At 72.4% G+C, this 24214-nt stretch carries 22 protein-coding genes; 15 read left to right on the top strand and 7 right to left on the bottom strand.

Annotation, left to right across the window (positions count from 1 at the left end):
• Positions 1-47: 47 nt before the first annotated feature.
• From IO20_RS0115180 to IO20_RS0115130, 11 genes are all read left to right on the top strand, one after another.
• On the top strand, positions 48-1016 hold the full coding sequence (locus IO20_RS0115180; RefSeq protein ID WP_030545502.1) for an NADPH:quinone oxidoreductase family protein: 969 nt from the start codon (positions 48-50) through the stop codon (positions 1014-1016).
• A complete protein-coding gene (locus IO20_RS0115175; protein WP_030545501.1) occupies positions 1013-2197 on the top strand; it encodes an acyl-CoA dehydrogenase family protein in 1185 nt (394 codons plus the stop codon). Before IO20_RS0115180 ends, IO20_RS0115175 begins: the two co-directional genes overlap by 4 nt.
• Positions 2194-3309: an acyl-CoA dehydrogenase family protein gene (locus IO20_RS0115170; protein ID WP_030545498.1), complete on the top strand. Its 1116-nt coding sequence runs from the start codon at positions 2194-2196 to the stop codon at positions 3307-3309. Before IO20_RS0115175 ends, IO20_RS0115170 begins: the two co-directional genes overlap by 4 nt.
• 88 nt (positions 3310-3397) lie before the next feature.
• Positions 3398-5023 carry an ABC transporter substrate-binding protein gene (locus IO20_RS0115165; RefSeq protein ID WP_030545496.1) on the top strand — a complete coding sequence of 542 codons (1626 nt, stop codon included), beginning with the start codon at positions 3398-3400 and terminating at the stop codon, positions 5021-5023.
• Entirely contained in the window at positions 5020-6012 is a 993-nt protein-coding gene (locus tag IO20_RS0115160) for an ABC transporter permease (protein WP_030545493.1), read from the top strand. Before IO20_RS0115165 ends, IO20_RS0115160 begins: the two co-directional genes overlap by 4 nt.
• Positions 6005-6841 carry an ABC transporter permease gene (locus IO20_RS0115155; protein WP_030545492.1) on the top strand — a complete coding sequence of 279 codons (837 nt, stop codon included), beginning with the start codon at positions 6005-6007 and terminating at the stop codon, positions 6839-6841. Before IO20_RS0115160 ends, IO20_RS0115155 begins: the two co-directional genes overlap by 8 nt.
• The gene (locus tag IO20_RS0115150) at positions 6793-7857 is read left to right on the top strand and encodes an ABC transporter ATP-binding protein (protein ID WP_078945779.1); all 1065 of its coding nucleotides are present in this window, start codon (positions 6793-6795) and stop codon (positions 7855-7857) included. Before IO20_RS0115155 ends, IO20_RS0115150 begins: the two co-directional genes overlap by 49 nt.
• On the top strand, positions 7850-8521 hold the full coding sequence (locus IO20_RS0115145; protein WP_030545487.1) for an ABC transporter ATP-binding protein: 672 nt from the start codon (positions 7850-7852) through the stop codon (positions 8519-8521). The genes IO20_RS0115150 and IO20_RS0115145 overlap by 8 nt, the downstream gene beginning before the upstream one ends.
• Positions 8518-9144, top strand: a complete 627-nt coding sequence (locus IO20_RS0115140) for a hypothetical protein (RefSeq protein ID WP_030545485.1) — start codon at positions 8518-8520, stop codon at positions 9142-9144. Before IO20_RS0115145 ends, IO20_RS0115140 begins: the two co-directional genes overlap by 4 nt.
• Before the next feature lie 118 nt (positions 9145-9262).
• Entirely contained in the window at positions 9263-9457 is a 195-nt protein-coding gene (locus IO20_RS0115135) for a hypothetical protein (protein ID WP_030214746.1), read from the top strand.
• A 115-nt stretch (positions 9458-9572) separates the two neighbouring features.
• Positions 9573-11159, top strand: coding sequence for a hypothetical protein (locus IO20_RS0115130; protein WP_030545483.1), 1587 nt, complete (start codon positions 9573-9575; stop codon positions 11157-11159).
• Positions 11160-11221: 62 nt separating this feature from the next.
• Here the strand turns inward: IO20_RS0115130 and IO20_RS0115125 are convergent, their stop codons facing one another.
• The 3 genes from IO20_RS0115125 to IO20_RS0115115 form a co-directional block, all read right to left on the bottom strand.
• Complete coding sequence (locus tag IO20_RS0115125; protein ID WP_030545481.1) at positions 11222-12019, bottom strand: VOC family protein; 798 nt, start codon at positions 12017-12019, stop codon at positions 11222-11224.
• Between the two features lie 111 nt (positions 12020-12130).
• On the bottom strand, positions 12131-13087 hold the full coding sequence (locus IO20_RS0115120; RefSeq protein WP_051874207.1) for a universal stress protein: 957 nt from the start codon (positions 13085-13087) through the stop codon (positions 12131-12133).
• Positions 13088-13175: 88 nt separating this feature from the next.
• The gene (locus IO20_RS0115115) at positions 13176-13574 is read right to left on the bottom strand and encodes a DUF5997 family protein (RefSeq protein WP_030545477.1); all 399 of its coding nucleotides are present in this window, start codon (positions 13572-13574) and stop codon (positions 13176-13178) included.
• 115 nt (positions 13575-13689) lie between these two features.
• Between IO20_RS0115115 and IO20_RS0115110 the strand changes: the two genes are divergently transcribed.
• Positions 13690-14478 carry a LysR family substrate-binding domain-containing protein gene (locus IO20_RS0115110; RefSeq protein ID WP_030545475.1) on the top strand — a complete coding sequence of 263 codons (789 nt, stop codon included), beginning with the start codon at positions 13690-13692 and terminating at the stop codon, positions 14476-14478.
• 132 nt (positions 14479-14610) lie between these two features.
• A complete protein-coding gene (locus IO20_RS0115105; protein ID WP_030545473.1) occupies positions 14611-15195 on the top strand; it encodes a type-2Aa cytolytic delta-endotoxin in 585 nt (194 codons plus the stop codon).
• Positions 15196-15274: 79 nt separating this feature from the next.
• On the opposite strand, the gene IO20_RS0115100 is transcribed toward IO20_RS0115105, so the two are convergent.
• From IO20_RS0115100 to IO20_RS0115090, 3 genes are all read right to left on the bottom strand, one after another.
• A complete protein-coding gene (locus IO20_RS0115100) occupies positions 15275-16933 on the bottom strand; it encodes an FAD-dependent oxidoreductase (RefSeq protein ID WP_030545471.1) in 1659 nt (552 codons plus the stop codon).
• 63 nt (positions 16934-16996) lie between these two features.
• Positions 16997-17908 carry an AurF N-oxygenase family protein gene (locus IO20_RS0115095; protein WP_030545469.1) on the bottom strand — a complete coding sequence of 304 codons (912 nt, stop codon included), beginning with the start codon at positions 17906-17908 and terminating at the stop codon, positions 16997-16999.
• A gap of 212 nt (positions 17909-18120) precedes the next feature.
• Positions 18121-19899 (bottom strand): S8 family serine peptidase, encoded by a 1779-nt coding sequence (locus tag IO20_RS0115090; RefSeq protein ID WP_037635574.1) that lies wholly within the window; start codon positions 19897-19899, stop codon positions 18121-18123.
• Between the two features lie 315 nt (positions 19900-20214).
• On the opposite strand from IO20_RS0115090, the gene IO20_RS0115085 reads away from it, so the two are divergent.
• Both IO20_RS0115085 and IO20_RS0115080 read left to right on the top strand, forming a co-directional pair.
• Positions 20215-20577 (top strand): DUF1304 domain-containing protein, encoded by a 363-nt coding sequence (locus IO20_RS0115085; RefSeq protein ID WP_030545466.1) that lies wholly within the window; start codon positions 20215-20217, stop codon positions 20575-20577.
• Entirely contained in the window at positions 20574-21161 is a 588-nt protein-coding gene (locus IO20_RS0115080) for a TetR/AcrR family transcriptional regulator (protein WP_030545465.1), read from the top strand. Before IO20_RS0115085 ends, IO20_RS0115080 begins: the two co-directional genes overlap by 4 nt.
• Positions 21162-21224: 63 nt before the next feature.
• Here IO20_RS0115080 and IO20_RS0115075 read toward each other — a convergent pair whose 3' ends face one another.
• The gene (locus IO20_RS0115075) at positions 21225-24203 is read right to left on the bottom strand and encodes a carbohydrate binding domain-containing protein (RefSeq protein ID WP_030545464.1); all 2979 of its coding nucleotides are present in this window, start codon (positions 24201-24203) and stop codon (positions 21225-21227) included.
• Positions 24204-24214: the final 11 nt, after the last annotated feature.

The raw sequence follows: 24214 nt of genomic DNA, 5'->3' as shown, positions 1-24214 counted from the left end.
ACCGCTTAGTATGCTACCGACCGCTCGGTACGGAGGAGGCATTCCGGATGCAGGCATGGCGTGTGTACGAGAACGGGGAACCGGGCGCGGTGATGCGCCGCGAGGAGGTGACACCGCCCACGCCCGGCGAGGGCCAGGTCCTCCTGAAGGTCCGCGCCGCGAACGTCAACTTCCCCGACGCGCTGCTCTGCCGCGGCCACTACCAGGTGCGCCCCCCGCTGCCCTTCACCCCCGGCGTCGAGGTGTGCGCCGAGACCGAGGACGGCCGCAGGGTCATCACCACCGCGGCCCTCCCGCACGGCGGCTTCGCCGAGTACACCCTCGCCGACGCGGCAGGACTGCTCCCGGCCCCCGAGTCGCTCGACGACGCCGAGGCCGCCGCCCTGCACATCGGCTACCAGACCGGCTGGTTCGGCCTGCACCGCAGGGCGGCTCTCCAGGAGGGCGAGACCCTCCTCGTCCACGCGGCGGCCGGCGGAGTCGGCAGCGCGGCCGTCCAGCTCGGCAAGGCGGCCGGCGCCACCGTCATCGGGGTCGTCGGGGGACCGGAGAAGGCCGCCGTCGCCCGCGCGCTCGGCTGCGACGTGGTCGTCGACCGCCGTTCCGAGGACGTCGTCGCCGCCGTCAAGGCCGCGACCGGCGGACGCGGCGCCGACGTGATCTACGACCCGGTCGGCGGCGAGGCCTACCAGCAGTCCGCCAAGTGCGTCGCCTTCGAGGGGCGGATCGTCGTCGTCGGCTTCGCGAGCGGCACCGTCCCCGCCCCCGCCCTCAACCACGCCCTGGTGAAGAACTACTCCGTCCTCGGCCTCCACTGGGGTCTCTACGCGGCGAAGGACCCGGCCTCGATCGGACGCTGCCACGAGACGCTCACGGACTACGCGGCCAAGGGCCTGATCAAGCCGCTCATCGGCGAACGCGTCCCCTTCGCCGGAGCGGCGGACGCCGTCCAGCGGGTCGCCGACGGCACCACCACCGGCCGTCTCGTCGTCCTCCCGGAAGGGGCCCGCGCATGATCGGCGCCGAGGAACTCCGCGCACTCACAGGCAAGTTGCTGGACGCGTACCCGCCCGCCACCACCGACCGCACCGACTTCCTGCGCGCCCGCTTCGACGCCGGACTCGCCTGGGTGCACTACCCGGTCGGCCTCGGCGGACTCGACGCCCCCCGCGCCCTGCAGGCCGTCGTCGACGCCGAACTCGCCGCCGCGGGCGCCCCCGACAACGACCCGCGCAAGATCGGCATCGGCCTCGGCATGGCCGCCCCCACCGTCCTCGCCCACGGCTCCGACGAGGTCAAGCGGCGCTTCCTCCGGCCGCTCTGGGTCGGCGAGGAGGTCTGGTGCCAGCTCTTCAGCGAGCCCGGTGCGGGCTCCGACCTCGCCGCGCTCGCCACCCGGGCCGTCAGGGACGACGCCGGGGACTGGATCGTGGACGGCCAGAAGGTGTGGACGTCCAGCGCCCACACCGCCCGCTGGGCCATCCTCATCGCCCGCACCGACCCGGACGCCCCCAAGCACCGGGGCATCACCTACTTCGTCTGCGACATGACGGACCCGGGCGTCGAGGTCAGGCCGCTGCGCCAGATCACCGGCGAGGCCGAGTTCAACGAGGTCTTCCTCACCGGCGTCCGCATCCCCGACGCCCACCGCCTCGGCGACGTCGGCGACGGCTGGCGCGTCGCGCAGACCACCCTCATGAACGAGCGGGTCTCCATCGGCGGATCCCGCATCCCCCGCGAGGGCGGCATGATCGGGAAGGCCGCCGCGACCTGGCGCGAGCGCCCCGAACTGCGCACCCACGACCTGCACCGGCGCCTCCTCGACCACTGGGTCGACGCCGAGGTGGCCCGGCTCGCCGGGGAACGGCTCCGCCAGCAGCTCGTCGCCGGACGGCCGGGCCCCGAGGGCAGTGCCATGAAGCTGGCCTTCGCCCGCCTCAACCAGGCCATCAGCGGTCTGGAGGTCGAACTCCTCGGGGAGGAGGGCCTGCTGTACGGGGAGTGGGAGATGCGCCGCCCCGAACTCGTCGACTTCACCGGCCGGGACGCCGGCTACCGCTATCTGCGGTCCAAGGGCAACTCGATCGAGGGCGGCACCAGCGAGGTGCTGCTCAACATCGTCGCCGAGCGGGTCCTCGGCCTGCCGCCCGAGCCCCGCAACGACAAGGACGTCGCCTGGAAGGACCTCGCCCGATGACAGACGTGACGGAGTCGGCGGAGCCGACCGAACCGCCGCTCGACCTCCTCTACTCCGAGACCGAGGAGGATCTGCGGGCGGCGGTCCGCGGCCTGCTCGCCGACCGGGCGGGCCATCAGGTCGTCCTCGGCCTGATCGAGTCGGACAGCCCGTACGTCCCCGGCCTCTGGAAGCCCCTCGCGGCCGACATCGGCGCCGCCGGACTGCTCGTCCCCGAGAAGCTCGGCGGTCAGGGCGCGAGCCACCGAGAGGCGGCCGTCGTCCTGGAGGAGCTGGGCCGCGCGGTGACCCCGCTGCCGTACCTCAGCAGCTCCGTGGTGGCCACGGAGACCCTGCTCGCCCTGGCCGGGGAGAGCGAGGCGGCCGCCGGGCTGCTCGCGGAGCTCGCGGGCGGACGTACGGTCGCGGTGCTCGCCGTACCGCTGTCGACGGCGCCCGGCGCGGAGCTTCCGCTCACCGGCCCGGTGGCCGGGGTCGCCGACGCCGCCATCGCCGACGTTCTCCTCGTACCGCGCGCCGACGGGCTGTACGCCGTACCGGCCGCGGAGGCCACCGTCGAGCCGCAGACTCCGCTGGACCTGACCCGCCCGCTGGCCCGGGTCGCCACGGGGGAGGGAAGCGGCACCCGGCTCGCAGGGCCGGAGGCGACCGGCCCGGCGGTCCGCCGCGGCCTCCTCGCGGGGGCCGGGCTCCTCGCCTCCGAGCAGCTCGGCCTCGCCGAGTGGTGCCTGGAGGAGACGGTCCGGTACACCCGTGAGCGCCATCAGTTCAACCGGCCGGTCGGTTCCTTCCAGGCCCTCAAGCACCGCATGGCCCAGCTCTGGCTCGACCTCGTCGGGGCCAGGGCGGCGGCCCGCGCGGCCGCCGACTCCCTGGCCACCGGCAGCGCGGACGCGCCGCTGATCGTGGCGGTCGCCCAGGCCTACTGCTCCAAGGTGGCCGTCCGGGCCGCCGAGGAGTGCGTCCAGCTGCACGGCGGGATCGGAATGACCTGGGAGCACCCCGCCCACCTGGCGCTCAAGCGGGCCAAGTCCGACCAGATCGCCCTGGGGTCGGCGGGCCGGCACCAGGACGTGATCGCCGCCCTGGTCGGCCTGGAGCCGCCTGTGTAAGGGGCCCCTGTGTCCACACCCCTTTACATACTGTTTAATTGCGAGCTGTTCGCAATAACAGTTGATCTCCAAGAGGGGTGTGGACACGATGACCGCCCGATTCCTCCGCGGCACGGCCGCCGCGACGCTCGCGGGGGCCCTCGCCCTCACCGCGGCGGCCTGCACGAACCCCGGCTCCACCGCCGGGGGCACCGGCGGACCCAAGGACTCCGCGGTCGTCGGCATCGCCTACGAGCCGGAGACCCTCAGCCCCCTCCTCGGCTACGGCAAGGACGGCAACTCCAAGATCTTCGACGGGCTGCTCGCCTTCGGCGCCGACATGAAGCTGAAGCCCGCCCTCGCGAGCGGGCTGCCCCGCATCAGCGACAACGGCCTCACCTACACGTACACCCTCCGGAACGGAGTCACCTTCAGCGACGGCGCCCCCTTCACCGCGAAGGACGTCGTCTTCACGTACCGGACGATCCTCGACCCGAAGACGAACAACGCCTCCCGCACCGAACTCGACGCCCTCGAGAGCGTCGAGGCGATCGGCGACGACACCGTAGTCTTCCGCCTCAAGTACCCCTACGCGCCCTTCGCCGAGCGCACCGTCCACGCCATCGCCCCGGAACACATAGCGGCGAAGCAGGACGTCAACACCGGCGCCTTCACCACCAGGCCGATCGGCACCGGCCCGTACGTCCTCACCGGCTGGTCCAAGGGCGAGAAGCTCACCTTCAAGGCCAACCCGTCGTACTGGAACGGCGCGCCCCGGGTGAAGAAGTTCACCATGGCGATCATCAAGGACGACGACGTCCGCGCCACCCGGCTCCGCGCCGGAGACCTCGACGGCGCCATCCTGCCGCCCAACCTCGCCGCCGGCTTCAAGGACGACAAGGCGAAGAAGACCTGGACGGCCACGACCTACGACTACCGCACGGTCACCCTCCCCACCCACCACCCGGTCAGCGGGGACACCGCCGTCCGCCGCGCCCTCGACCTCGCCGTCGATCGCCAGGCCATGGTCGACAAGATCCTCGAAGGCGCCGGAAAGCCCGCCTACGGCCCCGTCCCCACCGACAGCCCCTGGTTCGCGAAGGGCACCGAGCGCCGCCACGACCTCGCCGGCGCGCGGAAGATCCTCGACGAGGCCGGCTGGAAGCCCGGCCCCGACGGCATCCGCGTCAGGAACGGCGTCCGCGCCGCCTTCCCGCTCTGGTACCTCTCCGGCGACAAGCTCCGCCAGGACCACGCCCTCGCCTACGTCTCCGACGCCAAGAAGGCCGGCATCGACATCACCGCCCAGGCCGGCACCTGGGAGGTCATCGAACCCCGGATGAAGACCGACGCCGTCCTCGCCGGCGGCGGCTCGCCCGGCGACCCCGACTTCGACCAATACCTCCTCCTGAAGTCCGACCTCGCGGGCGACGGCTTCAACAACATGGCCTGGTACGACAACGCGACCGTCGACCGCGCCCTGGATGCCGGCCGCCGCACGAACGACCCCGCCGAGCGCCGCGCCGCGTACGACACCGTCCAGCGCGAACTGGCGAAGAACCCCGGCTACACCTTCCTCACCCACATCGACCACCTCTACGTCGTGAACGACGCCTGGGACGGGCCGAGCACCCAGATCGAGCCACACGACCACGGCCTCGCGTCAGGACCCTGGTGGAACGTCGAGAGCTGGAAGCCGAAGAAGGCCGGAGCGACCGGAGCGACGCAGAAGTGAAGCGCCGCCTCCCCTGGGGGGCCATGGCGCGGATGACGGGACGGCGCGCCCTGGCCGCCGTCCCCGTCCTCCTGACCGTCACCTTCGCGGTGTTCGCCGTCGCCGAAGCCTCCCCCTTCGACCCCGTCAAGGCCTACGCGGGCACCGCGGGGCTCACCGCCTCGCAGGAGAACCTCGACCAGCTCCGCGCCAACCTCGGCGTCGACCGGCCCCTCCTCACCCGCTGGTGGGAGTGGCTGACCTCCGCCCTCACCGGCGACCTCGGCGACTCCTCCGTGATGCGCCGCCCCGTCGCCGACGTCATCGGCGAACGCCTCGGCTGGTCCGTGCTCCTCGCCGTCACCGCCTTCCTCGTCGCCATCGCCCTCGGCACCCTCCTCGGCGTCCTCGCGGGACGCCGCCGCGGCGGCCTCCTCGACCGGGCCGTCAGCTCGATCGCGTACACCCTGGAAGCCGCCCCCGCCTTCTGGCTCGGCCTCCTCGCCATCTGGTTCTTCGCCCTGAGACTGGGCGTCCTGCCGGCCGGCGGACTCACCGACACCGCCAGCGACACCGTCACCTTCGACCAGGTCGCCCGGCACCTCGTGCTGCCCGCGCTCGTCCTCGGCATCTCCCAGCTGCCCTGGTTCTTCCTCTACGTCCGCCAGGGCGTCGGCGACGCCCTCGACGAGGACCCGGTGCGCGGCGCCCGCGCCCGCGGCCTCGGCGAACGCACCGTCCTCACCGGCCACGCCCTCCGCTCCGGAATGCTGCCCATGCTCACCCTCATCGGCTCCCGCGTCCCCGAACTCATCACCGGCGCGCTGCTCGTGGAGACCGTCTTCAGCTGGCCCGGCATCGCCGCCGCCACCGTCCAGGCCGCCACCTCCGTCGACTTCCCGCTGCTCGCCGCCCTCACCGTCCTCGCCACCGCCGCCGTCCTCCTCGGCAACCTCCTCTCGGACCTGCTGTACGGACTCGCCGACCCGAGGGTGGGCTTCGATGGCTGACCCGCGCACCCACCGCCTGCGGCTCTGGAGCTCCGCCGCCGTCGTCGGCGCCGTCCTCCTCGCCGTGCTGCTCGTACCCCCGCTCGTCCAGCTCGACGAACAGGCCGTCGACCTCTCCCGCAAGCTCCTCCCGCCGTCCTGGGCACATCCCTTCGGCACCGACGACCTCGGCCGCGACCTCCTCCTGCGCTGCGTCTACGGACTGCGGATCTCCCTCCTCGTGGGACTCGTCGCCGCGCTCGTCGCCACCGTCGTCGGCACCGCCGTCGGAGCGGCCGCCGGCGCGCTCGGCGGCTGGACCGACCGCACCCTCATGCGGCTCGTCGACGCCTTCTCCTCCGTGCCGCACCTGCTGCTCGGCATCTTCGTCGTCGCCCTCTTCCGGCCCGGCGTCTGGCCCGTGATCGCCTCCGTCGCCGTCACCCACTGGCTGTCCACGGCCCGCATCGTGCGCTCCGAGGTCCTCTCCCTGCGCACCCGGCCGTTCGTCGACGCCGCCGTCTCAGGCGGCGCCTCGCGGTGGCGGGTCGCCGTCCGGCACCTGCTGCCCGCCGTCCTGCCGCAGGCCGGACTCGCCGCCGTCCTCATGGTCCCGCACGCCATGTGGCACGAGTCCGCGCTGTCCTTCCTCGGCCTGGGCCTCCCCAGCCACCAGGCCAGCCTCGGCAACCTCGTCCAGACCGCCCGCTCCTCGCTGCTCGCGGGCGACTGGTGGCCCACCCTCTTCCCCGGCCTCCTCCTCATCGTCCCGACGCTCGCCATCGCGGGCCTCGCGGGCGTATGGCGGGACCGTCTCAACCCGCGCCGCCGATCGGAGCTGATGCTGTGAACGCCCCGAACGCCCCGCACGTCTCAGGACAGCGGCTCCTTCGCGCACTCGACGCCGTCAGCGCCGAGCGGGCCGAGGACGCCGTCCTCAGCGTCCGCGACCTCACCGTCCGCTTCCGGCTGCGGGGCGGGCGGACCGTCGCCGCCGTCACCGGCGCCGACTTCGACCTCGCGGCGGGGGAGTGCCTCGCCCTCGTCGGCGAGAGCGGCTGCGGCAAGTCCGTCCTCGCCTCCGCCCTCCTGGGACTCCTCCCCGGCAACGCGGAGACCTCCGGCACCGCGACGACCGACGGCATCGACCTGCTCGCCGCCGACGAGAAGACCCTCGCCCGCACCGTACGGGGCCGCCGCGTCGGCCTCGTACCGCAGAGCCCCGCCGCCCACCTCACCCCCGTCCGCACCGTACGGTCCCAGCTGGAGGAGACCGTCCGCGCCCTCACCGCGACGGGCCGCCGCGCCCGCCGGAAGGCGGCGGAGGACGCCGCCGAACGAGCCGCGTTCCCCGCCGGCCACCTCGACCGCTACCCGCACGAGCTCTCCGGCGGCCTCGCCCAGCGCGCCGCCACCGCGCTCGCCCTCATCGGCGGCGCCCGGCTGCTGCTCGCCGACGAACCCACCACCGGACTCGACCGCGACCTCGTCGACCGCACCGCCGACGAACTGCGCCGCCACACCGACGACGGGCGCGCCCTGCTCCTCATCACCCACGACCTGGCCGCCGCCGAACGCATCGCCGACCGCGTGGCCGTCATGTACGCGGGCCGCATCGTGGAAATCGCCCCCGCCCACCGCTTCTTCGGTCCCACCGGCCCCCGCCACCCCTACGCCCGTGGCCTCCTGAACGCCCTCCCCGAGCGGGAGTTCACCCCGATCCCCGGCATGCCCCCGGAGCTCTCCGCGCTGCCCGAGGGCTGCGCCTTCGCCCCGCGCTGCCCGCTCGCCACCGAACTCTGCGCCACCGTCCCCGCGTTCACCGCCGGCCTGGCCTGCCACCACCCGGAGCGCCCCCGTGCTTGAACTCGACACCGTCACCGCCGGATACGACCGCCGCGCCCCCGTCTTCCGGGGCGCCTCGCTCACCGTCGCCCCCGGGCAGTCCGTCGGACTCCTCGGCCCCAGCGGCTGCGGCAAGTCCACCCTCGCCCGGGTCGCCGCCCTCCTCCACCGCCCCGACGCGGGCCGCCTCGTCCTCGACGGCACCGAGGTCAGGACCTGGCGCCACCGCGCCCCGCGCGAACTCCGCACCGCCGTCGGCGTCGTCTTCCAACAGCCCCGCACCGCCGCCGACCCCCGCCTCGCCCTCGCCGACCTGATCGCCGAACCCCTGCGCGCCACCGGACGCCGCGCCGAGGCCGAGGGCCGGGTCGCCGAACTCGCCCCGGCCGTCGGCCTCACCGCCGACCTGCTCACCCGCCGCCCCCACGAGGTCAGCGACGGCCAGCTCCAACGCGCCTGCCTCGCACGGGCGTTGACCCTGCGCCCCCGCTGGCTGATCTGCGACGAGATGACCGCCATGCTGGACGCCTCCACCACGGCAGCCCTGGTCGCCGCCGTCGAGACCTACCGCGAGACCACGGGCGCGGGCCTCCTCGCCGTCGGACACGACCGCGTCCTGCTCGACCGCTGGTGCGACCGTACGGTGGAGTGGAAGGACTGCCTGCCCGCCGAGGAGAACCCGTGACGAGCCCGTGGGCCCGCGCCGCCGAGGACGACCCCCTGGACGGTCTGCGCGCCGCGCTCACCGACGCCGACTGCGGCTACGAACCCCAGGACGGCTACGAGGACCGCTGCTGGATCCTCCACTCCGTCCACGACGGCCCTGTACGGCTCCGCTGGGACGAGGTCCTGGCCCGGGCGGGCCGACGGCTCGCGGACTGGCCGGGCACCCTCTCGTACCTGGTCCTCGAAGACGTGCCGGGCGCGGACGACCTCGAAGGGCCCGACCCGGCGGAGCTGGACCGCGCCTGCCTGGCCCGGCTCGTCGAGCACCTGGTCCTGAGCGGTCCGCAGGGGGCGGACACGCCGTGCGGAGCCGCCCAGGCCCCCGTGTCGACGCCTCCCGGTGAACCGCTGATCGCCCGGCGCGGCCGGCTCGGCGATGCGCTCGCCCACCACGACGCGATGCCGGACCTCCGGTTCCCCGCCACGTGGTGGGCCTCGGACGGCGGATGGCTCGTCCTGACCGACCACGACCTCAGCGCCACCGAGGTGTTCGGGAGCCGCGCGCTGATCGAGGGACTGCTCGCCGACCCGTGGCTCGACGCGGTGCGCCGGCCGGGCATCGCCGAGACGCTCGGAGCCTGAGGCGGCGCGATCTCACCCGTATGGCCGCCCCGCCATACGCCCGGACGGACCGCCCATTCCGCCACACTGTCCGCCGAACGCCGCAATTCCCGTGCGGCGCAAGGAGGACGTGAGAGCGATGGCCGTTTCCATTTCTGTCGTGGTGCTGCTGCTGATCCTGGCCGTGATCTTCCTGCGGAGCGGCGGGCTCAAGGTCAGCCACGCGCTCGTCTGCGCACTGCTCGGCTTCTTCCTCGCCGGCACCAGCATGGCGCCCACCATCCACGACGGCGTCGCCGCCACCGCCGATGTGGTCTCCAGCCTCAGACCGTGATCGTTGCACCGCCGTGAACTGCCCGTGAAACCAGGGGCGGGTCCATGTACATCTCACGCACTCGGGCCTAGCGTCGGCCGCCGGCGCGACCGACGTCCGGACCCGAGGAGCCCCCTTGACCACCCATCCGCCCAGAAGACGAGCCCGCGCGCTCACGCTGATCGCGCTCGCCGCCACCTTCCTGGCCGGCGCCGCACCCGTCGCCCAGGCCGAGGAGATCCCCCTCGCCCCCGGCCACCGCCTCGTCGAGCACTACGAGGGCGCCCCCGCCACCGCCCGGCCCGTCCACGGCGAGGGCCCCGCCCAGCACCCGTACCTCGCCCCCAACGGACGCAGCGGGATGCACGCCGACGGGGCGGGCAGCGGCACCCACCCGTACCCGGGCCCCCTCGGCCGCTCCCCGGAGGTCGACAGCGAGAAGATCGCCGCCGTCGGCGGCGAGTGCGCCACCGTCACCTTCGACTCCGGCGGCCGGCTCCTCACCGTCTGCGGCACCTTCAGCGGCTTCCTCCTGAAGCTGCTCGACCCGCGCACGCTCGACACCCTCGCCGAGTACAAGCTGCCGCAGCGCTCCTCCACCGTCGAGGCCATCACCCGCCTGGACTTCGAGAAGATCTTCAAGGACACCTCGGGCGGCGCCTACTTCTACCTCGACCACCGCGACCGGGTCGTCCTCGCCGACTCCCGGCAGCACATCCAGCGCCTCGCCCACCGCCAGAAGGGCGACGGCACCTGGGAGTTCGTCGTCGAGAACGACTGGGACCTCACCCCCCTGGTCCCGCACGACTGCGTCACCTGGACCAACCTCCTCCCCAGCGGCGTCTGCGACCCCGTCACCTCCGTCATGCCCGACTGGGACGGCCGCATCTGGTGGGTGACCCGCCTCGGCCGCGTGGGCACCGTCGACCCCGCGACGGGTGCCCTGCGCGCCATCCGCCTCGAAGGGGAGGAGATCCAGAACTCCTTCTCCGTCGCCGAGGACGGCGTCTCCCTCGTCACCGACCACGCCCTCTACAGCCTCGACGCCGACGCGGACGGCGTCCCCCGCGTACGGTGGCGCGAGGCGTACGACCGGGGGACCGGCACCAAGCCCGGCTCCGTGAACCAGGGGTCGGGCACCACCCCCGACCTCTTCGGCGCCCGGGACGCGTACGTCGCCATCACCGACAACGCCGACGACCGCATGAACGTCCTCGTCTACCGCAGGGGCGCCGACGTCCCCGCCGCCGAGCGCCTCGTCTGCAAGGTGCCGGTCTTCGGATCCGGTGCCTCCACCACCGACAACTCCCTGATCAGCTGGGGCGACAGCCTCGTCGTCGAGAACAACTACGGCTACGAGAACCCCAGTACGCTCACCTTCGGCCGCAGCGTCGTCGGCGGCGCGACCCGGATCGACGTCCGCGCCGACGGCAGCGGCTGCGACACCGTCTGGGAGAGCGACGTCCGCTCGCCCTCGACCGTCCCCAAGCTGTCCACCGCCAACGGACTCCTCTACTTCTACGAGAAGCGCCCCCACGCCTGGGGCATCGACGCCTGGTACCTCACGGCCGTCGACTTCCGCACCGGGGAGCGGGCCTTCAGCCGCTTCACCGGCACCGGCCTGGCGTACGACAACAACTGGGCCCCGATCACCCTCGGCCCCGACGGCACCGCGTACGTCGGCGTCTTCAACGGCATCGTCGCCGTCCGCGACAGCGCCTGACACACGCGGAACCGCCCCGGGACAGGGTCCAGGGGCGGTTCCGGGGCGGTCCTCCGTGACGGTCAGCTCATCTCGGGCATCTCGCCGACGGTGGTCTTGACGTCGATCACGGCGAAGGCGGCACCCTGCGGGTCCATGATCGCCGCGAAGCGCCCGAAGGGGCTGTCCATCGGCCCGAACACCTTCTGCCCACGCAGCCGCTCGGCCGCCTCGACGGCCTTGTCGCAGTTGTCCACGGCGAAGTAGACCTGGATGTACGAGGGGATCTCCGGCGGGAACTGGTCCGCCGTCATCACCATCCGTCCGAGCAGGGGATCCCCACCGAGGTCGAAGACCCGGTAGTCCATCTCCCCGTCCTGCATCGTCTTGGAGCGGTAGCCGAAGACGGCGGTGAAGAAGTCGTCGGACTTCGCCGGCTCCCGGGTGAACACCTCGGCCCACACGAACGAGCCGCTCTCGCCCTCCAGCTCGAAGCCCTCGTGGACGCCGGCCTGCCAGACGCCGAACGTCACACCCGCCGGATCCTGCGCGATGCACATCGAGCCGAAGTCACCGACCTGCATCGGCTCCATCAGCACGGTGCCGCCCGCGCTGCGGATCTTCTCCGCCGTCGCGGCGACGTCCGGGGAGGCGAAGTACAGACACCAGGCCGACTGCTCCTCCCCGTCCTGCCCCGGCATCGGCGGGACGACGGCCGCGACGGCCTTCCCGTTCTTGTACGCCTGCGTGTAGTTGCCGAATTCCGAGGAGGACTCTCCGAAGGTCCAGCCGAGCACGTCGCCGTAGAACGTCTTGGCGCCCTCGACGTCGGTGAACATCGCGTCGGTCCAGACCGGCGTGCCTTCAGGTCGTACGGCCATGACGGTGACTCTCGCTTCCGATTCGATGACGTGTTCCTGTGAGCCACGCTAGCCACGCTCGCCCCGCCCCGCTCGGTGACGCGGCGTGACCGCCCCGGCGCCGGACACGGCCTACGGGGCCGCCGGGGGAACCACCGCGACCGGGCAGTGCGCGTGGTGCAGGACCGCGTGGGCGACCGAGCCGACGAGCAGCGTTCCGAAGCGATGCCGGTGGTGGCGGCCCACCACCAGCAGACCCGCGTCCCGCGAACCCTCCACCAGCAGGCCCGCCGCGTCCCCCGGCGTCACCACGGGAACGAGCTCGACCCCTGGCCTGCGCTCGGCGAAGGGCCGCAGCCGCTCCTCCTGCTCCCGCTTCCCCTCCCGTACGAGCTGCTCCTCCATGTCGTCCGCGAGGGGCAGCGGCGGCGGAACCTGGAGCGCGGGGGACGGCGCGACGACGAGCGAGCCGGGCTGAGGAGGCAGCCGGAACGCCGTCACGACCTCCAGCGGTACGCCCCGGTGCAGCGCCGCCTCGAAGGCGAAGTCCAGCACCTCGTCCGGAGTCTCCTCCGGGTGCAGGCCGAGCAAGACCCGGCCCGCCCCGGCACCGCCCTCCAGGGCAGCCGTACGCGCCTCGTGCGGGACGACGACGAGCGGGCAGGGCGCCGTCGCGGCGAGCGTGCGGCTGGTCGATCCGAGGAGGAGGCTCGCGAAGCCGCCGTGCCCGCGGGAGCCGGTCACCAGGAGCCGCGCGCCCCGCGCGGCGGCCGGGAGGGCGTCGGTCACGGACCCGTCGAGGGAGGCGTACCGCACGGGAAGGGTGTGGCCGCGCGCCTCGACGACGTTCCGCACGGCCGTCACCACCGTGTCGGGCAGCTCGGGCGACGGGCCGAGGGAGGCGATACGGGCGGCGCCGAGCTGCAGCGCGTCGGAGCGCACATGGGCCACGACCAGCGGTGATCCCAGGTGCTCCGCGGCGCCCAGCGCCCATTCGAGGGCCCGGAGACTGTGCTCCGAGCCGTCCACGCCGACGACGACCGGTGGCTCCGACGCGATGCTGAGGTCACTGGTGGGGGAAGCGCTCATGGGGGAATGACTCCCGCGCACGGCGCCGCGCCACACCCGTCGGGGTGCGGCGCGGTCGGGTGGAGACGATCAGGCGTTGCGGAGACGATCAGACGTCGTCGTCGCGGCGCGCACGCTCCGCGTCGCGCTCCTTGATGCGGACGGTCTCCTTGCGGACCTCCGCCTGGGTGGCCCGCTCCTTCTGGAGCCACTCGGGCAGCTCCTGCTTGAGCGCCTCGATCTGCTCGGTGGTGAGCGGCTCGGTGATGCCGCCGCGCGCGAGACCGGCGATGGAGACGCCGAGCTTCTGGGCGACCACCGGGCGCGGGTGCGGGCCGTTCTTCCGGAGCTCCTGGAGCCAGGCGGGCGGGTTCGACTGGAGCTCGTTCAGTTCGGTGCGCGAGACGACACCCTCCTGGAACTCTGCGGGGGTGGCCTCGAGGTACACACCCAGCTTCTTCGCCGCGGTGGCGGGCTTCATCGTCTGGGTGCTCTGGTGCGACGTCATGGTGTCAAGAGTATCGAGCGTGCGGGCGAGTTCCGACCACGGCAGCTACCGGTAACCTGGCGGAGTGACAGGCTCGGACGCTTCCCCCTCGGACACCACGGCGGATTCCCCCGCGGTGTCCCCCTCTGACCTCCCCTCCGGCACCCCCGCCTTCCGGCTGGCGTACGTGCCCGGAGTGACGCCCTCGAAGTGGGTCGGGGTCTGGAAGGAGCGCCTGCCCGACGTTCCCCTGACCCTCCTCGCCGTGACGCCCGCCGAGGCCTTCGGCGCGCTCCGGGAGGGTACGGCCGACGCCGGTCTGGTCAGGCTCCCCGTCGACCGGGACGACCTGAGCGCGATCCCGCTGTACACGGAGACGACGGTCGTCGTCGTACCCAAGGACCACCTGTTCGCGGCGGCCGAGGAGGTGTCGGCCGAGGACCTCGCCGAGGAGCTCGTCCTGCACCCGCTCGACGACACCCTGGGCTGGGAGCGGCCGCCGGGCCGCGCGGCGGACGAGCGCCCGGAGACGACCGCCGACGCGATCGAGCTGGTCGCGGCGGGCGTCGGCGTGCTCGCCGTGCCGCAGTCCCTCGCCCGGCTGCACCACCGCAAGGACCTCACCTACCGGACCCTGACCGACGTCCCGCAGTCGCGGGTGGCCCTTTCGTGGCAGGCGGCCGACGAGGCCCCCGACCTGGTGGAGGAGTTCATCGGCATCGTGCGCGGCCGCACGGTGAACAGCACCCGGGGCCGGCGCGCGGAGGCCCAGAAGGGCCAGAAGCAGCCGAAGAAGGAGCAGAAGCCCTCCAGGTCCGCCAAGCCGGGCGGCGGCTCCCGTACGTCGGGGAAGCCGGCGGCCCGCAAGGGCGGCGGGGGCTCAGGCCGTGGCCGTACCGGCGGGAAGCCCCGCAAGAGGTCCTGAGCGGCTGCCCGCCCGTACGGCGGACTCGCGCTCCCCGTCCGTACGGCGGACTCGCCCACGGTGCCGGGCGGACGCTCGCCATACTGACCCCTCCTGATCATCGAGAGCACACGAGATCACACAGGAGGAGCTTTGGCCGCCAGTTTCAGGACCGTCGTCGAGGTGGGACCGGACCATCTCGAACGGGCCCGGTCCATCGACCGGGTGTTCCAGGAGGCGATCGCGCCCGCGACCGTCGACTTCGACTTCGAGGCGATACGGGCGGCGGCCGCGGCCGTCCCCGGCACCACCGTCGTGCGGATGGTCCGGGGCTGGGGGCTCCAGGAGCACGCCCCCGTCCTGGTGATGGTGCTCTCCCTGAAGGAGGCCGTCCGGCAGGCCCTTCCCCCCGAGTACGCGGAGGCGGGGTTCTGGGGGACCGTCGAGCGGGAGCTCGTCGAGGCCTTCACCGGCCTCGCCGGGCAGGAGGGACGGCCCGGACTCTCCTTCTACGAGGAGTCCGAGCACCGCACCCGCTTCTACCGCGACCTGTTCTTCGCCCTCCAGGACGAAGAAACGGGGCAGGACATCTACGCCCTCGCCTTCTGCGCCGACGTGACCGTCGAGCTGCCGAAGGCGCGGGCCACCGCCCTGGAACTGACGGACGTCGTCCCGTTCGCCGTCCGGCTCAACGCGATCGTGGTCCGCCAGACGGCTGCCGTGGACGCCGCCGTCTGAGTCGTACCGGCCCGCCGTCCCGGGCCGGACATTCCGCAGAGAACCTCCCAAGGGAACCTCCGAAGAGCACCCCTGAAGATCATCCCTGCCGGCGCCACCGCCCGCCCTTGGCCGCCGCGACGAGCTCCGGCACCGTGGCCAGCTTGACCCGGGGACGCCCCGCGTCCCTGCCCCTGGCCCGCTCGGTCCGGTCGATGGCCGCGAGACCGCGTGCGTCGACGAGGTGCCGACTGCGGCTCCTGGCCAGCCGACGGAAGTCCTGGGCCGTGCCCGTCGGAGCCGGCAGCGCACCGGCGACCGCGTCCGCGAGCAGGGTCCCGACCGTCTCCTCGGCGCAGGCCCGGTTGGCGCCGATGCCCCCGGAGGGCCCGCGCTTGATCCAGCCGACGACGTACCCGCCGGGCAGCCCCGTCACCCGCCCGGCCTCGTGCGGCACCGTGCCGGTGACCTCGTCGAAGGGCAGCCCCGCCAGCGGAACGCCCCGGTAGCCGATCGCCCGCACGAGGAGCCCCGCCCCGATCTCCGTACCGGCGGGCGATCCGTCCTCCGTCACCCGGACCGCCCGTACGCCGTCGGTGCCGAGCGCCTCGACGGGGGCGGAGTGGAAACGGAGCACGATCCGGCGCCGGTCCGACGGGGGAGGAGCCGTCCAGTCCACCGTCTCCCGGAGCACGTCCCGCAGCAGCGCGGCCCTGTCCCCGGCCGCCGCCGCGTCGACGGCCGCGCCGGTGCGCGGATCCCGGTCGTCGACGACCAGGTCCACACCGGGCAGGTGCTTCAGGGCGAGCAGTTCCGAGGCCGTGTACGCCGCGTCCTCGGGGCCCCGGCGGCCGAGCAGCACCACCTCGCGGACCCGGCTGTCGCGCAGGGCCGTCAGGGCGTGGTCGGCGATGTCCGTGCCGGCGAGGTCGGCCGGGTCCATGACGAGGACGCGGGCGACGTCGAGGGCGACGTTGCCGTTGCCGACGACGACGACCCGTTCGGCGGAGAGCCGGACGGCGTCCGCGCCGGTCTCGGGATGCGCGTTGTACCAGGACACGACCGAGGTCGCCGAGACGCTGCCGGGCAGCTCCTCGCCGGGGATGCCGAGCCGCCGGTCGGCGGGCGCGCCCACGGCGTAGATCACCGCGTCGTGGTGCGCGGCGAGTTCCCCGACGGTGACGTCCTCGCCGATCTCCACGCCGAGCCGCATCCGGACCCGGGGGTGGGAGTGGAAGCGGGCGAAGGTCTCGCCGGCGCCCTTGGTCGCGGGGTGGTCCGGTGCCACGCCGTACCGGAGGAGCCCGCCGGCCACCGGCAGCCGGTCGATCAGCGTCACCTCGGCGTTGGTGTGCAGGAGCAGGTCCTCGGCGGCGTACATCCCGGCGGGCCCGGTGCCGACGACCGCGATCCGCAGCGGCGCGAAGTCGGCGGGCAGCGACCGGGGGAACGAAGGCTCGCCCCAGGTGTGGAAGTTGGGCGAGGCCAGGGCCGGTGCCGGGGCGCGGTCGGCGTAGTACTCCGCGTTGATCGCCTCGTACTCGCGCAGCCGCCCGGTGAGGCGGTCCGCCGGGAAGATCGCGTCGACGGGGCAGGCGTCGGCGCAGGCGCCGCAGTCGATACAGGTCTTGGGGTCGATGTACAGCATCTCCGTGGTCCCGAAGTCCGGTTCCCCGGGCGCCGGATGGATGCAGTTGACCGGACAGACGGCGACGCAGGTGGCGTCGTTGCAGCAGGTCTGGGTGATCGCGTAGGTCATGGCGTCGGCTCTGCTCTGCTCTTCTCGGAGGGGCTCGGCTCGGAGGGGCTCGGCTCGGAGGGATCAGACGAGGTGGGCGCGCTGGTAGAAGAAGAGCGCGGGCCGGGTCAGCATCCCGACGTCCGCCAGGAACTCCATGAGCCCGGAGCAACTCGCGCGCAGCTGTGCCTTGTAGTGCTCGTTGGCGGCGGCCTCGCGGCGGGCGCGCTCGGGGTCGAGCCCGGCCCGGACGTACACCTCCGGGTTCACCAGGCTGGTGATGATGTAGTACGCGGCGATGGCGACCACGAGGGCCTGGAAGTGACGGCGGGCCCTGCTCGCGCGTGCGAGGTGGCGGCGCGTCTCGTCCCGGGCGAACTTCATGTGCCGCGATTCCTCGACGACATGGATGTTGTTGATGGTGCGCACGAAGGGCACGACCCGCTCGTCGCGCATCCAGTCGCGCTGCATGACGTCGAGGACCTCCTCGGCGACGAGGATGCCGGCGTACGCGGCCTCGCCGAAGCCGACGGTCTTCATGAAGCGCCCGAGCTCCATGACGGCCCGCTTGGGCCGGTACGCGGGGGCGCCGAGCTTCTGGGAGCCGCGGGCGAACATGATCGAGTGCCGGCACTCGTCGGCGATCTCGGTGAGGGCCCACTGGAACCGGGGGTCGGTGTGGTCCATGCGGTAGATGTCGCGGAGCACCATCTGCTGGAGGATCATCTCGAACCAGATGCCGGTGCTGGCGACCGAGGCGGACTCCTGCCGGGTCAGCTCCTTGCGCTGCTCATCGGTCATCTCGTTCCAGTACGCCGTGCCGTAGAGGGAGTTCCACTCGGGGCTCTGTCCGTGGAAGCCCTTGTCGAGGGGGGTGTCCCAGTCGACCTCGACGGCGGGGTCGTACGACAGCTTGGCGGCCGACCGGAGCAGCCGCTCGGCGACGTCCTGGTCGGGGGCGGACTGGCTGTCCGGGCGAGCGGTGCTGTGTGCCATGGTGCGGCTCCTCGGGGCGCGTGTCCGGCTCGGCGGCTTGTTAGACGCACTGTCTAGCAAGCTTGTTAGACGGAACGTATAGCAAGACGGCCGTGCGGGCCTACCCCTCGGTACCGACTTTCTTCCCCCCGGAGTTACCGCGGGTACGCGAACGGGGCCGGAGCCATGTCGGCTCCGGCCCCGTCCTCGGGTCGGTGGTGGGTCAGGTGGTGCTAGAAGGTCAGGTTCCAGGCGTCGATCCGGCCCGTGTCCTGGTTGGCGTTGTCGTTCACGCGGAGCTTCCAGACGCCGTTCGCGACCTCGGCCGAGGCGTTGACCGTGAACGTCTGCGCGATGTTGTCCGTGCCGCTGCCGGTCCGGTTGTGCACCGTGTACACGGTGCCGTCCGGGGCCACCAGGTCGACCTTCAGGTCGCCGATGTAGGTGTGCTTGATGTCCACGCCCACCTTCAGCGTGGCCGGGGCGTTGCCCGTCACGCCGCTGACCGTGATCGGGCTCTCGACCGTGGCGTTGTCGGCGATCGCGACGTCGGTGAGGTTCTCGAAGTACGCGCCGGGCGGCGGGGTGGTGCCCCCGACGGCCTTCAGGGCGTCGACCGCGCCCTCACCGAAGAATCCGTTCTTGGTCGTGGTGCCCGTGCAGCGGGTGTCCGACGGGCAGGCCCTGTCCGTGGCCTGGACGCCGAGCTGGTCGCGGATCTGCGCCGGGGTGAACGCCGGGTTCACGCTCGCGATCAGCGCCGCGACGCCCGCGACGTGCGGGGAGGCCATCGACGTCCCGTTCATGTTGCCGTACTTGCCGCCCGGGAGCGTCGAGTAGACACCGGAGGCGCCGTCGCCGCCGGGGGCCGCGATGTCGATGACGCCGTTGCCGAAGTTCGAGTACGAGGCCTTGGCGCCGCCGTTGCCCTGCGCGGCGACGGTGACGACGCCCGGAAGCTCCGTCGGGATGTCGATGCAGGCGTTGGTGATCGTGCGGGTGACCGGGGTCGAGTCGTTGGGGGACTCGGTGTCGGTCGTCTTGTTCGCCAGGTCGTAGTTGGAGTTGCCGGCGGCGGCCACCTGGAGCGAACCCTTGCCCTCGGCGTATGCCTGGGCGCGGCGGACGCCCTCGATGATGGCGGCCTGGTCCACGTTGTCCGGGCAGTTGAACGCCCACGGGTCCGTGTAGTAGCTGTTGTTGGTGACCTTGAAGCCGTGGTCACCGGCCCACATGAAGCCGCAGATCGTGTTCTCCGCGAAGAACAGGCTGCTGGTCGGCTCCGCGATGCGGACGGAGGAGATCTTCACGCCCGGCGCGACGCCGATGACGCCCTTGCCGTTCTTGGCCGCCGCGATCGTGCCGGCGACGTGCGTGCCGTGCGTGCCGACGTCACGCCAGGCGCCCGCTCGCGTGTCCGCCTTGCCATAGGCGCAGGAGGCCGAGTCGGCGGCGTTGAAGTTGGGTGCGATGTCCTGGTGCTGGTCGTCCACGCCGGTGTCGAGGACGCCGACCTTCACCGTCGCCGAACCGGTGGTGACCGCCCAGGCCTGGTCGGCCTTGATCTGCGTCATGTCCCAGCGGTTCGACTCCGTCAGCGTCGTCGCCGACTGCGACGGGTTGGCCGGGAGCGCCGGGCTGTACGCGTCGGCGGGAACGTCGGAGGTACGGGTCGCCCCGACCTGCTGGACGCCGCTGACCGTACGCATCGACGAGGCGAACGACGCGGACGTCGAGTGCGCCACGATCACGCCGATCGCGTCGTAACTGGCGAAGACCGAGCCGCCGTTGGTCGCCACGGCGCCGCTCACGGCCGAGGTGCCGCCGGGGGCCGTGATCACCAGGTACGCGCGGGTGCCCGCGGCCCAGGCCGCCGGCGCCGCCGCGGTCGTGGTGGCCGTCGTCGCCCCCGCCGAACGGGCCGCGACGGGCGCGGTGTCCGACGGTGCTGCCTGGGCGAATCCGGCGGGAGCGGCGAGCGCCACGGTGGTGCCGAGGGCCGCGACGGCGATGGCCGACGTTCTCAACCGGCTGGATATGAGGGAAAACAATGCGTCCTCCGATAACCCGGTGGCGCGGGTGGCGCCCGCCGGGCTTTGTGATGTGTGGGGTGGACGCAAGATCCCAGACTCGTGCGGCGGAGGGAAGTGTTCTGTCCGAGAAGCGTGTTCGCGTTACGCACTGTTGACCGAACGGTGCCGGGAAGGTGTCGGTATGGAGGCCTTCGCGCCTTTGGCTCGCCCTCGTAGGGCCGGTGGTACTTCCTGGACAGGCGTCCAGGTATGCTGGACGTCTGTCCAGGAAGTGCGATGGTGGGAGAAGACCTGATGGAGACGACGGCGAACGTCCTGGTGGCCCTGGTGGCCGCCCTGCACGCGTACATCCTGGTGCTCGAGATGTTCCTGTGGGAGCGGAGGCCGGGCCGCTCGCTCTCCGGCTTCGACGCCGACATGGCCCGCGCGACCGCGCCGCTCGCCGCGAACCAGGGCCTCTACAACGGCTTCCTGGCCGCCGGTCTCGTCTGGGGCCTGTTCGCCGGCGACCCGACGGGGTACCGGGTCACCCTCTTCTTCCTCGGCTGCGTGGTCGTGGCGGGCCTGTACGGCGGTGCCACCGCCAATCGCCGCATCTTCGTGGCCCAGGCGCTGCCCGGCGCGCTGGCCCTCGCCGCCGTGCTCCTGAGCCGATGACCCCGCCGCAGGCGGCGCCGCCCGCCGACCCCCGGGCGGCCAGGACACGGGCCAAGCTGCGCGAGGCCCTCCTCGACGAGTGCGCGGAGCGCCCCCTGGCGGAGGTCACCATCGCCGCCCTCGTCCGGAGGGCCGGTGTAGGGCGGGCCACCTTCTACGTGCACTACGCCGACCTGGAGGCGCTGGCCGTCGACGCCTGCGCCGACGTGGTCCGTGACGCGGTGGACGCGCTGCACGCCTGGCGGGGCGTCCCCGACCCGGCGTCCCCGCCGCCCGCGCTCGTCGACTTCTTCGACGGCCTCGCCCCGCACGCCCCGCTCTACCGGACCCTGTTGAGCCCGGGGGGCGGCGGTCCGCTCGGGCGCGTCCTCCACCGGGACCTACGGGCCCGCAGCCTCGCCGAACGCAGTCTCGTCGGCGCCCCGGAGCCCGAGCTGATCGCCTCCGCCGTCGCCGCCACCTTCGCGGGAGTGCTGGCCGACTGGCTGCACGGCCTGGTGGAGGGCACGCCCGCCCACGTCTCCGCGCGGATCTGGCTCCTCCTCGTCACCCTGCACCGCACACCCCTGCGGGACGCCCCGTAGGACCCGCCGGTGGGACGCGTACGGGGCGGGGCGAGACCCCCGCCCCGCCCCGTACGCCGTCCGCTACTTCAGGTACGGGCCCGAGGCGCCGATCTTGCCCGGGCCGTTCAGGACGTACACTCGCAGGTTGCCCTTGCCGGGCGCGGCGACCGAGAGGGTGCCGTTGGTGACGGTCCGCACGTCGCCGGTGACGGCGTCGGTGTACGTGCCGTTCGGGATGCCCGAGTAGGTCGCGCCGCCCGAGACCGTGACCAGCGCGAAGCTGTCCGTACCACCGCTGGTGTAGCGGCGCTTGAACGCCATGCCACCCGAGATGCCCTCGGTGGAGTACTGCCCCATCTGCAGCGCGGGGATCGCGCGGCGGATCTGGTTGAGCCGCTGCACGTGCTGCACCAGGGGCTGCTGGAGCGTGGTGGCGACCGCTCCGGAGGCCGCGGAGACCCGGGAGAAGTCGGAGGCCGTGACGGAGCCGGCGACGTGGTCGCCGAAGTAGGCGCGGCCGGTCGAGGCCAGCGGGCAGGTCGGCCCGCAGTCGATCTTCTGTCCCTTCTGGAACTCGATCTCGGAGCCGTAGTACAGGGTCGGGATGCCGCGGAACGTCCACATCAGGGACATGTTCTCCGCCCAGGCGTCGGTGCCGCCCGTGTACCGCTCGCTCGACTTGTTGGGACCGTAGTCGTGGCTGTCGACGTAGACGACGTTGTACGTGGCGTCGTTGTAACTGTCGTCCGAGTCCTTGCCGTTGGAGAAGGCGTTGTACGCGTCACCGAAGTTCATGTGCATGCGCATGTCGATGACGTTCATGCCGGAGAAGCGGCTGTGGTCGGGCGCGTGGTAGCTGTTCCCGTTGAGGAAGGCGTTGGTGGAGGTGGGCTGGCTGCCCGTGCCCTGCTGCTGCTCGTAGTCGTACATCTCCAGGGCGGCCTTGGCGTCGTCGGCGTCGTACTCCTTGCGCTCCTTCCAGGTGAAGAACTGCGCCGAGTGGTTCACCGAGCCGCGGTTCCACTTGTCGTTGACGAAGGCGGCGACCTCGCCGAAGACGAAGAAGTTCTTCGCCGCCTCGGCGCCGTGACTCCGTGTCACCCGCTCCTGGATGGCGGGCAGGAAGCGGCGGTTCCAGGTGGTGCGCGGGATGTGCACGGCCGTGTCGACGCGGAAGCCGTCGACGCCCATGTCGATGTACTTGTTGTAGGCGCCGATCAGGTAGTTCTGCACGGTCGGGTTCTCGGTGTTGAAGTCGGCCAGGTCCTCGTGAAGCCAGCAGGAACGCGAGTCCTCGCCCTCCCAGTTGCCGATCCAGCACTGGTGGAACAGCGCCTTCGGGAACATGCCGGACGTGGGGCTCGGCCACTGACAGTTGTAGACGGTGTAGCCCTCGGCGCTCTTGCCGCCGGTCGGCTTGCCCCAGTTGAGGCAGGTGTTGCCGGTCGGCTCCGCCGTCGACCACAGGTCGCCGTTGTAGTACGACTTCCCCGTCTTCGGATCGATCGTCAGGCCGTCGTACTCGAAGCCGGGCTGCTTCTCGTCGTAGTACCAGCTCCACTGGCTGTCCCGCACGCCGTACACGGTGGGCGTGAACAGGCCCTTGGCGCCCCAGCGGGAGGAGTGGTTGTAGACGACGTCCTGGTAGATCTTCATGCCCTTGGCGTGGGCCGCGTCGATCAGGTCCTGGTAGGAGGCGCCGGCCGACTCCAGGCGGGGGTCGACCTTGTAGAAGTCCCAGCCGTGGTAGCCGTGGTGGTCGTAGTCGGACCGGTTGAGGACCACCGGCGTGACCCATATCGCCGAGAAGCCGAGGCCCTTGACGTAGTCCAGCTTCTGGATGAGGCCCTTGAAGTCGCCCCGGAACATGGGGTCGTCGTTGGCCGCGTTGCCGGACTTGACGTGCTGGCTGCCGCCCCGGTTGTTCGACGGGTCGCCGTCGTTGAAGCGGGCGGTGAGGACGAAGTAGATGGGGTCCTTGCGCGGGTCGGTGCCGAGCGGCTTCCCGGTGGCCGGGTTCGCCGGCCTCTCGCCGGTGGTGGCGGTCGCGGCGGCCGAGGCGGCGGAGACGTTGCCCGCGGCGTCGACGGCCTTCACCGTGTAGGTGTAGGCGGTCCGTTCGGCGAGTCCGGTGTCGGAGAACACCGTGGAGCCGACGTCGGTCACGATCGTGCCGCCGCTGCCGCCGGTCCGCGTGACCTGGTACTTCGTCACGCCCCTGTCGTCCGTGGCGGGGTCCCAGGTGAGCAGCACCGAGACGCCGTCGGCGGCGGCGGTGACCCGGCCGGGGGCCGTCGGCGCCTGGGTGTCGGGGGTCGCGGCGGCGCACGGATCGGTCGCGTTCGCCGTCACCACGTTGTTCCGTACGGTGCTCACGCCGGTCCCGAGGGCGTAGTCGGAGCCCCGGTTGTTGTCCCAGGTGCCGTTGCCGTTGTTGAAGGCCGCCTTGAGGGAGGAGGCCGTCCCGAGGTCGACCTCCCGCTTCCACCAGCCGGCGCAGGCGGCCTGCATGCCGACACCGGGGGCGGCGGTCCAGGCGCCGCCGGCCGGCTGGTAGTGGAGATTGACGGTGGACCAGCCGAGCGTCTCGGTCGAGTAGTAGACGGTGGCCTTGGCGCCCGGGGTCGGGGGGGTGCCCGCGCAGGGGTCGGAGTGGGCGACGACCCCGTCCTTGACGGTGATGGCGCCGGTGCCCAGGGCGTAGTTCTTGCCGCCGTTGTTGTCCCAGGTGCCGCCGCCGTTGTTGAAGGTGGCCTGGAGCCCGGTGGCCGCGCCGAGGGGGACGGTCTTCTTGACCCAGTCGGTACAGGCGGCCTCCATGGCCACCCCCGGGACGGTGGTCCAGGAGCCGCCGTCGGGGGCGTAATGCAGGTTGTAGGCGGCCCAGTTCTTCGTCTTGGTCCAGTAGAAGACCGTCGCCGTGCTGTCCGCGACGGCCGCGACCGGGGCGGTACGGGGCGAGGGACCGTCGGGCGGGGCGGCGAGCAGGCCGAGCAGGCCGGCGGCGACGGCCAGGACGGCCACCGGGCGTCCGGGTGGCCGCAGGGGGATGCGGGTCATCTCAACTCCAG

It is taken from the genome of Streptomyces exfoliatus (genome assembly GCF_000725545.1).
Lineage (GTDB): Bacteria > Actinomycetota > Actinomycetes > Streptomycetales > Streptomycetaceae > Streptomyces > Streptomyces exfoliatus.
Note: the sequence above shows the minus strand (reverse complement) of the source record. Positions and strands in the feature narration are given on the sequence as shown.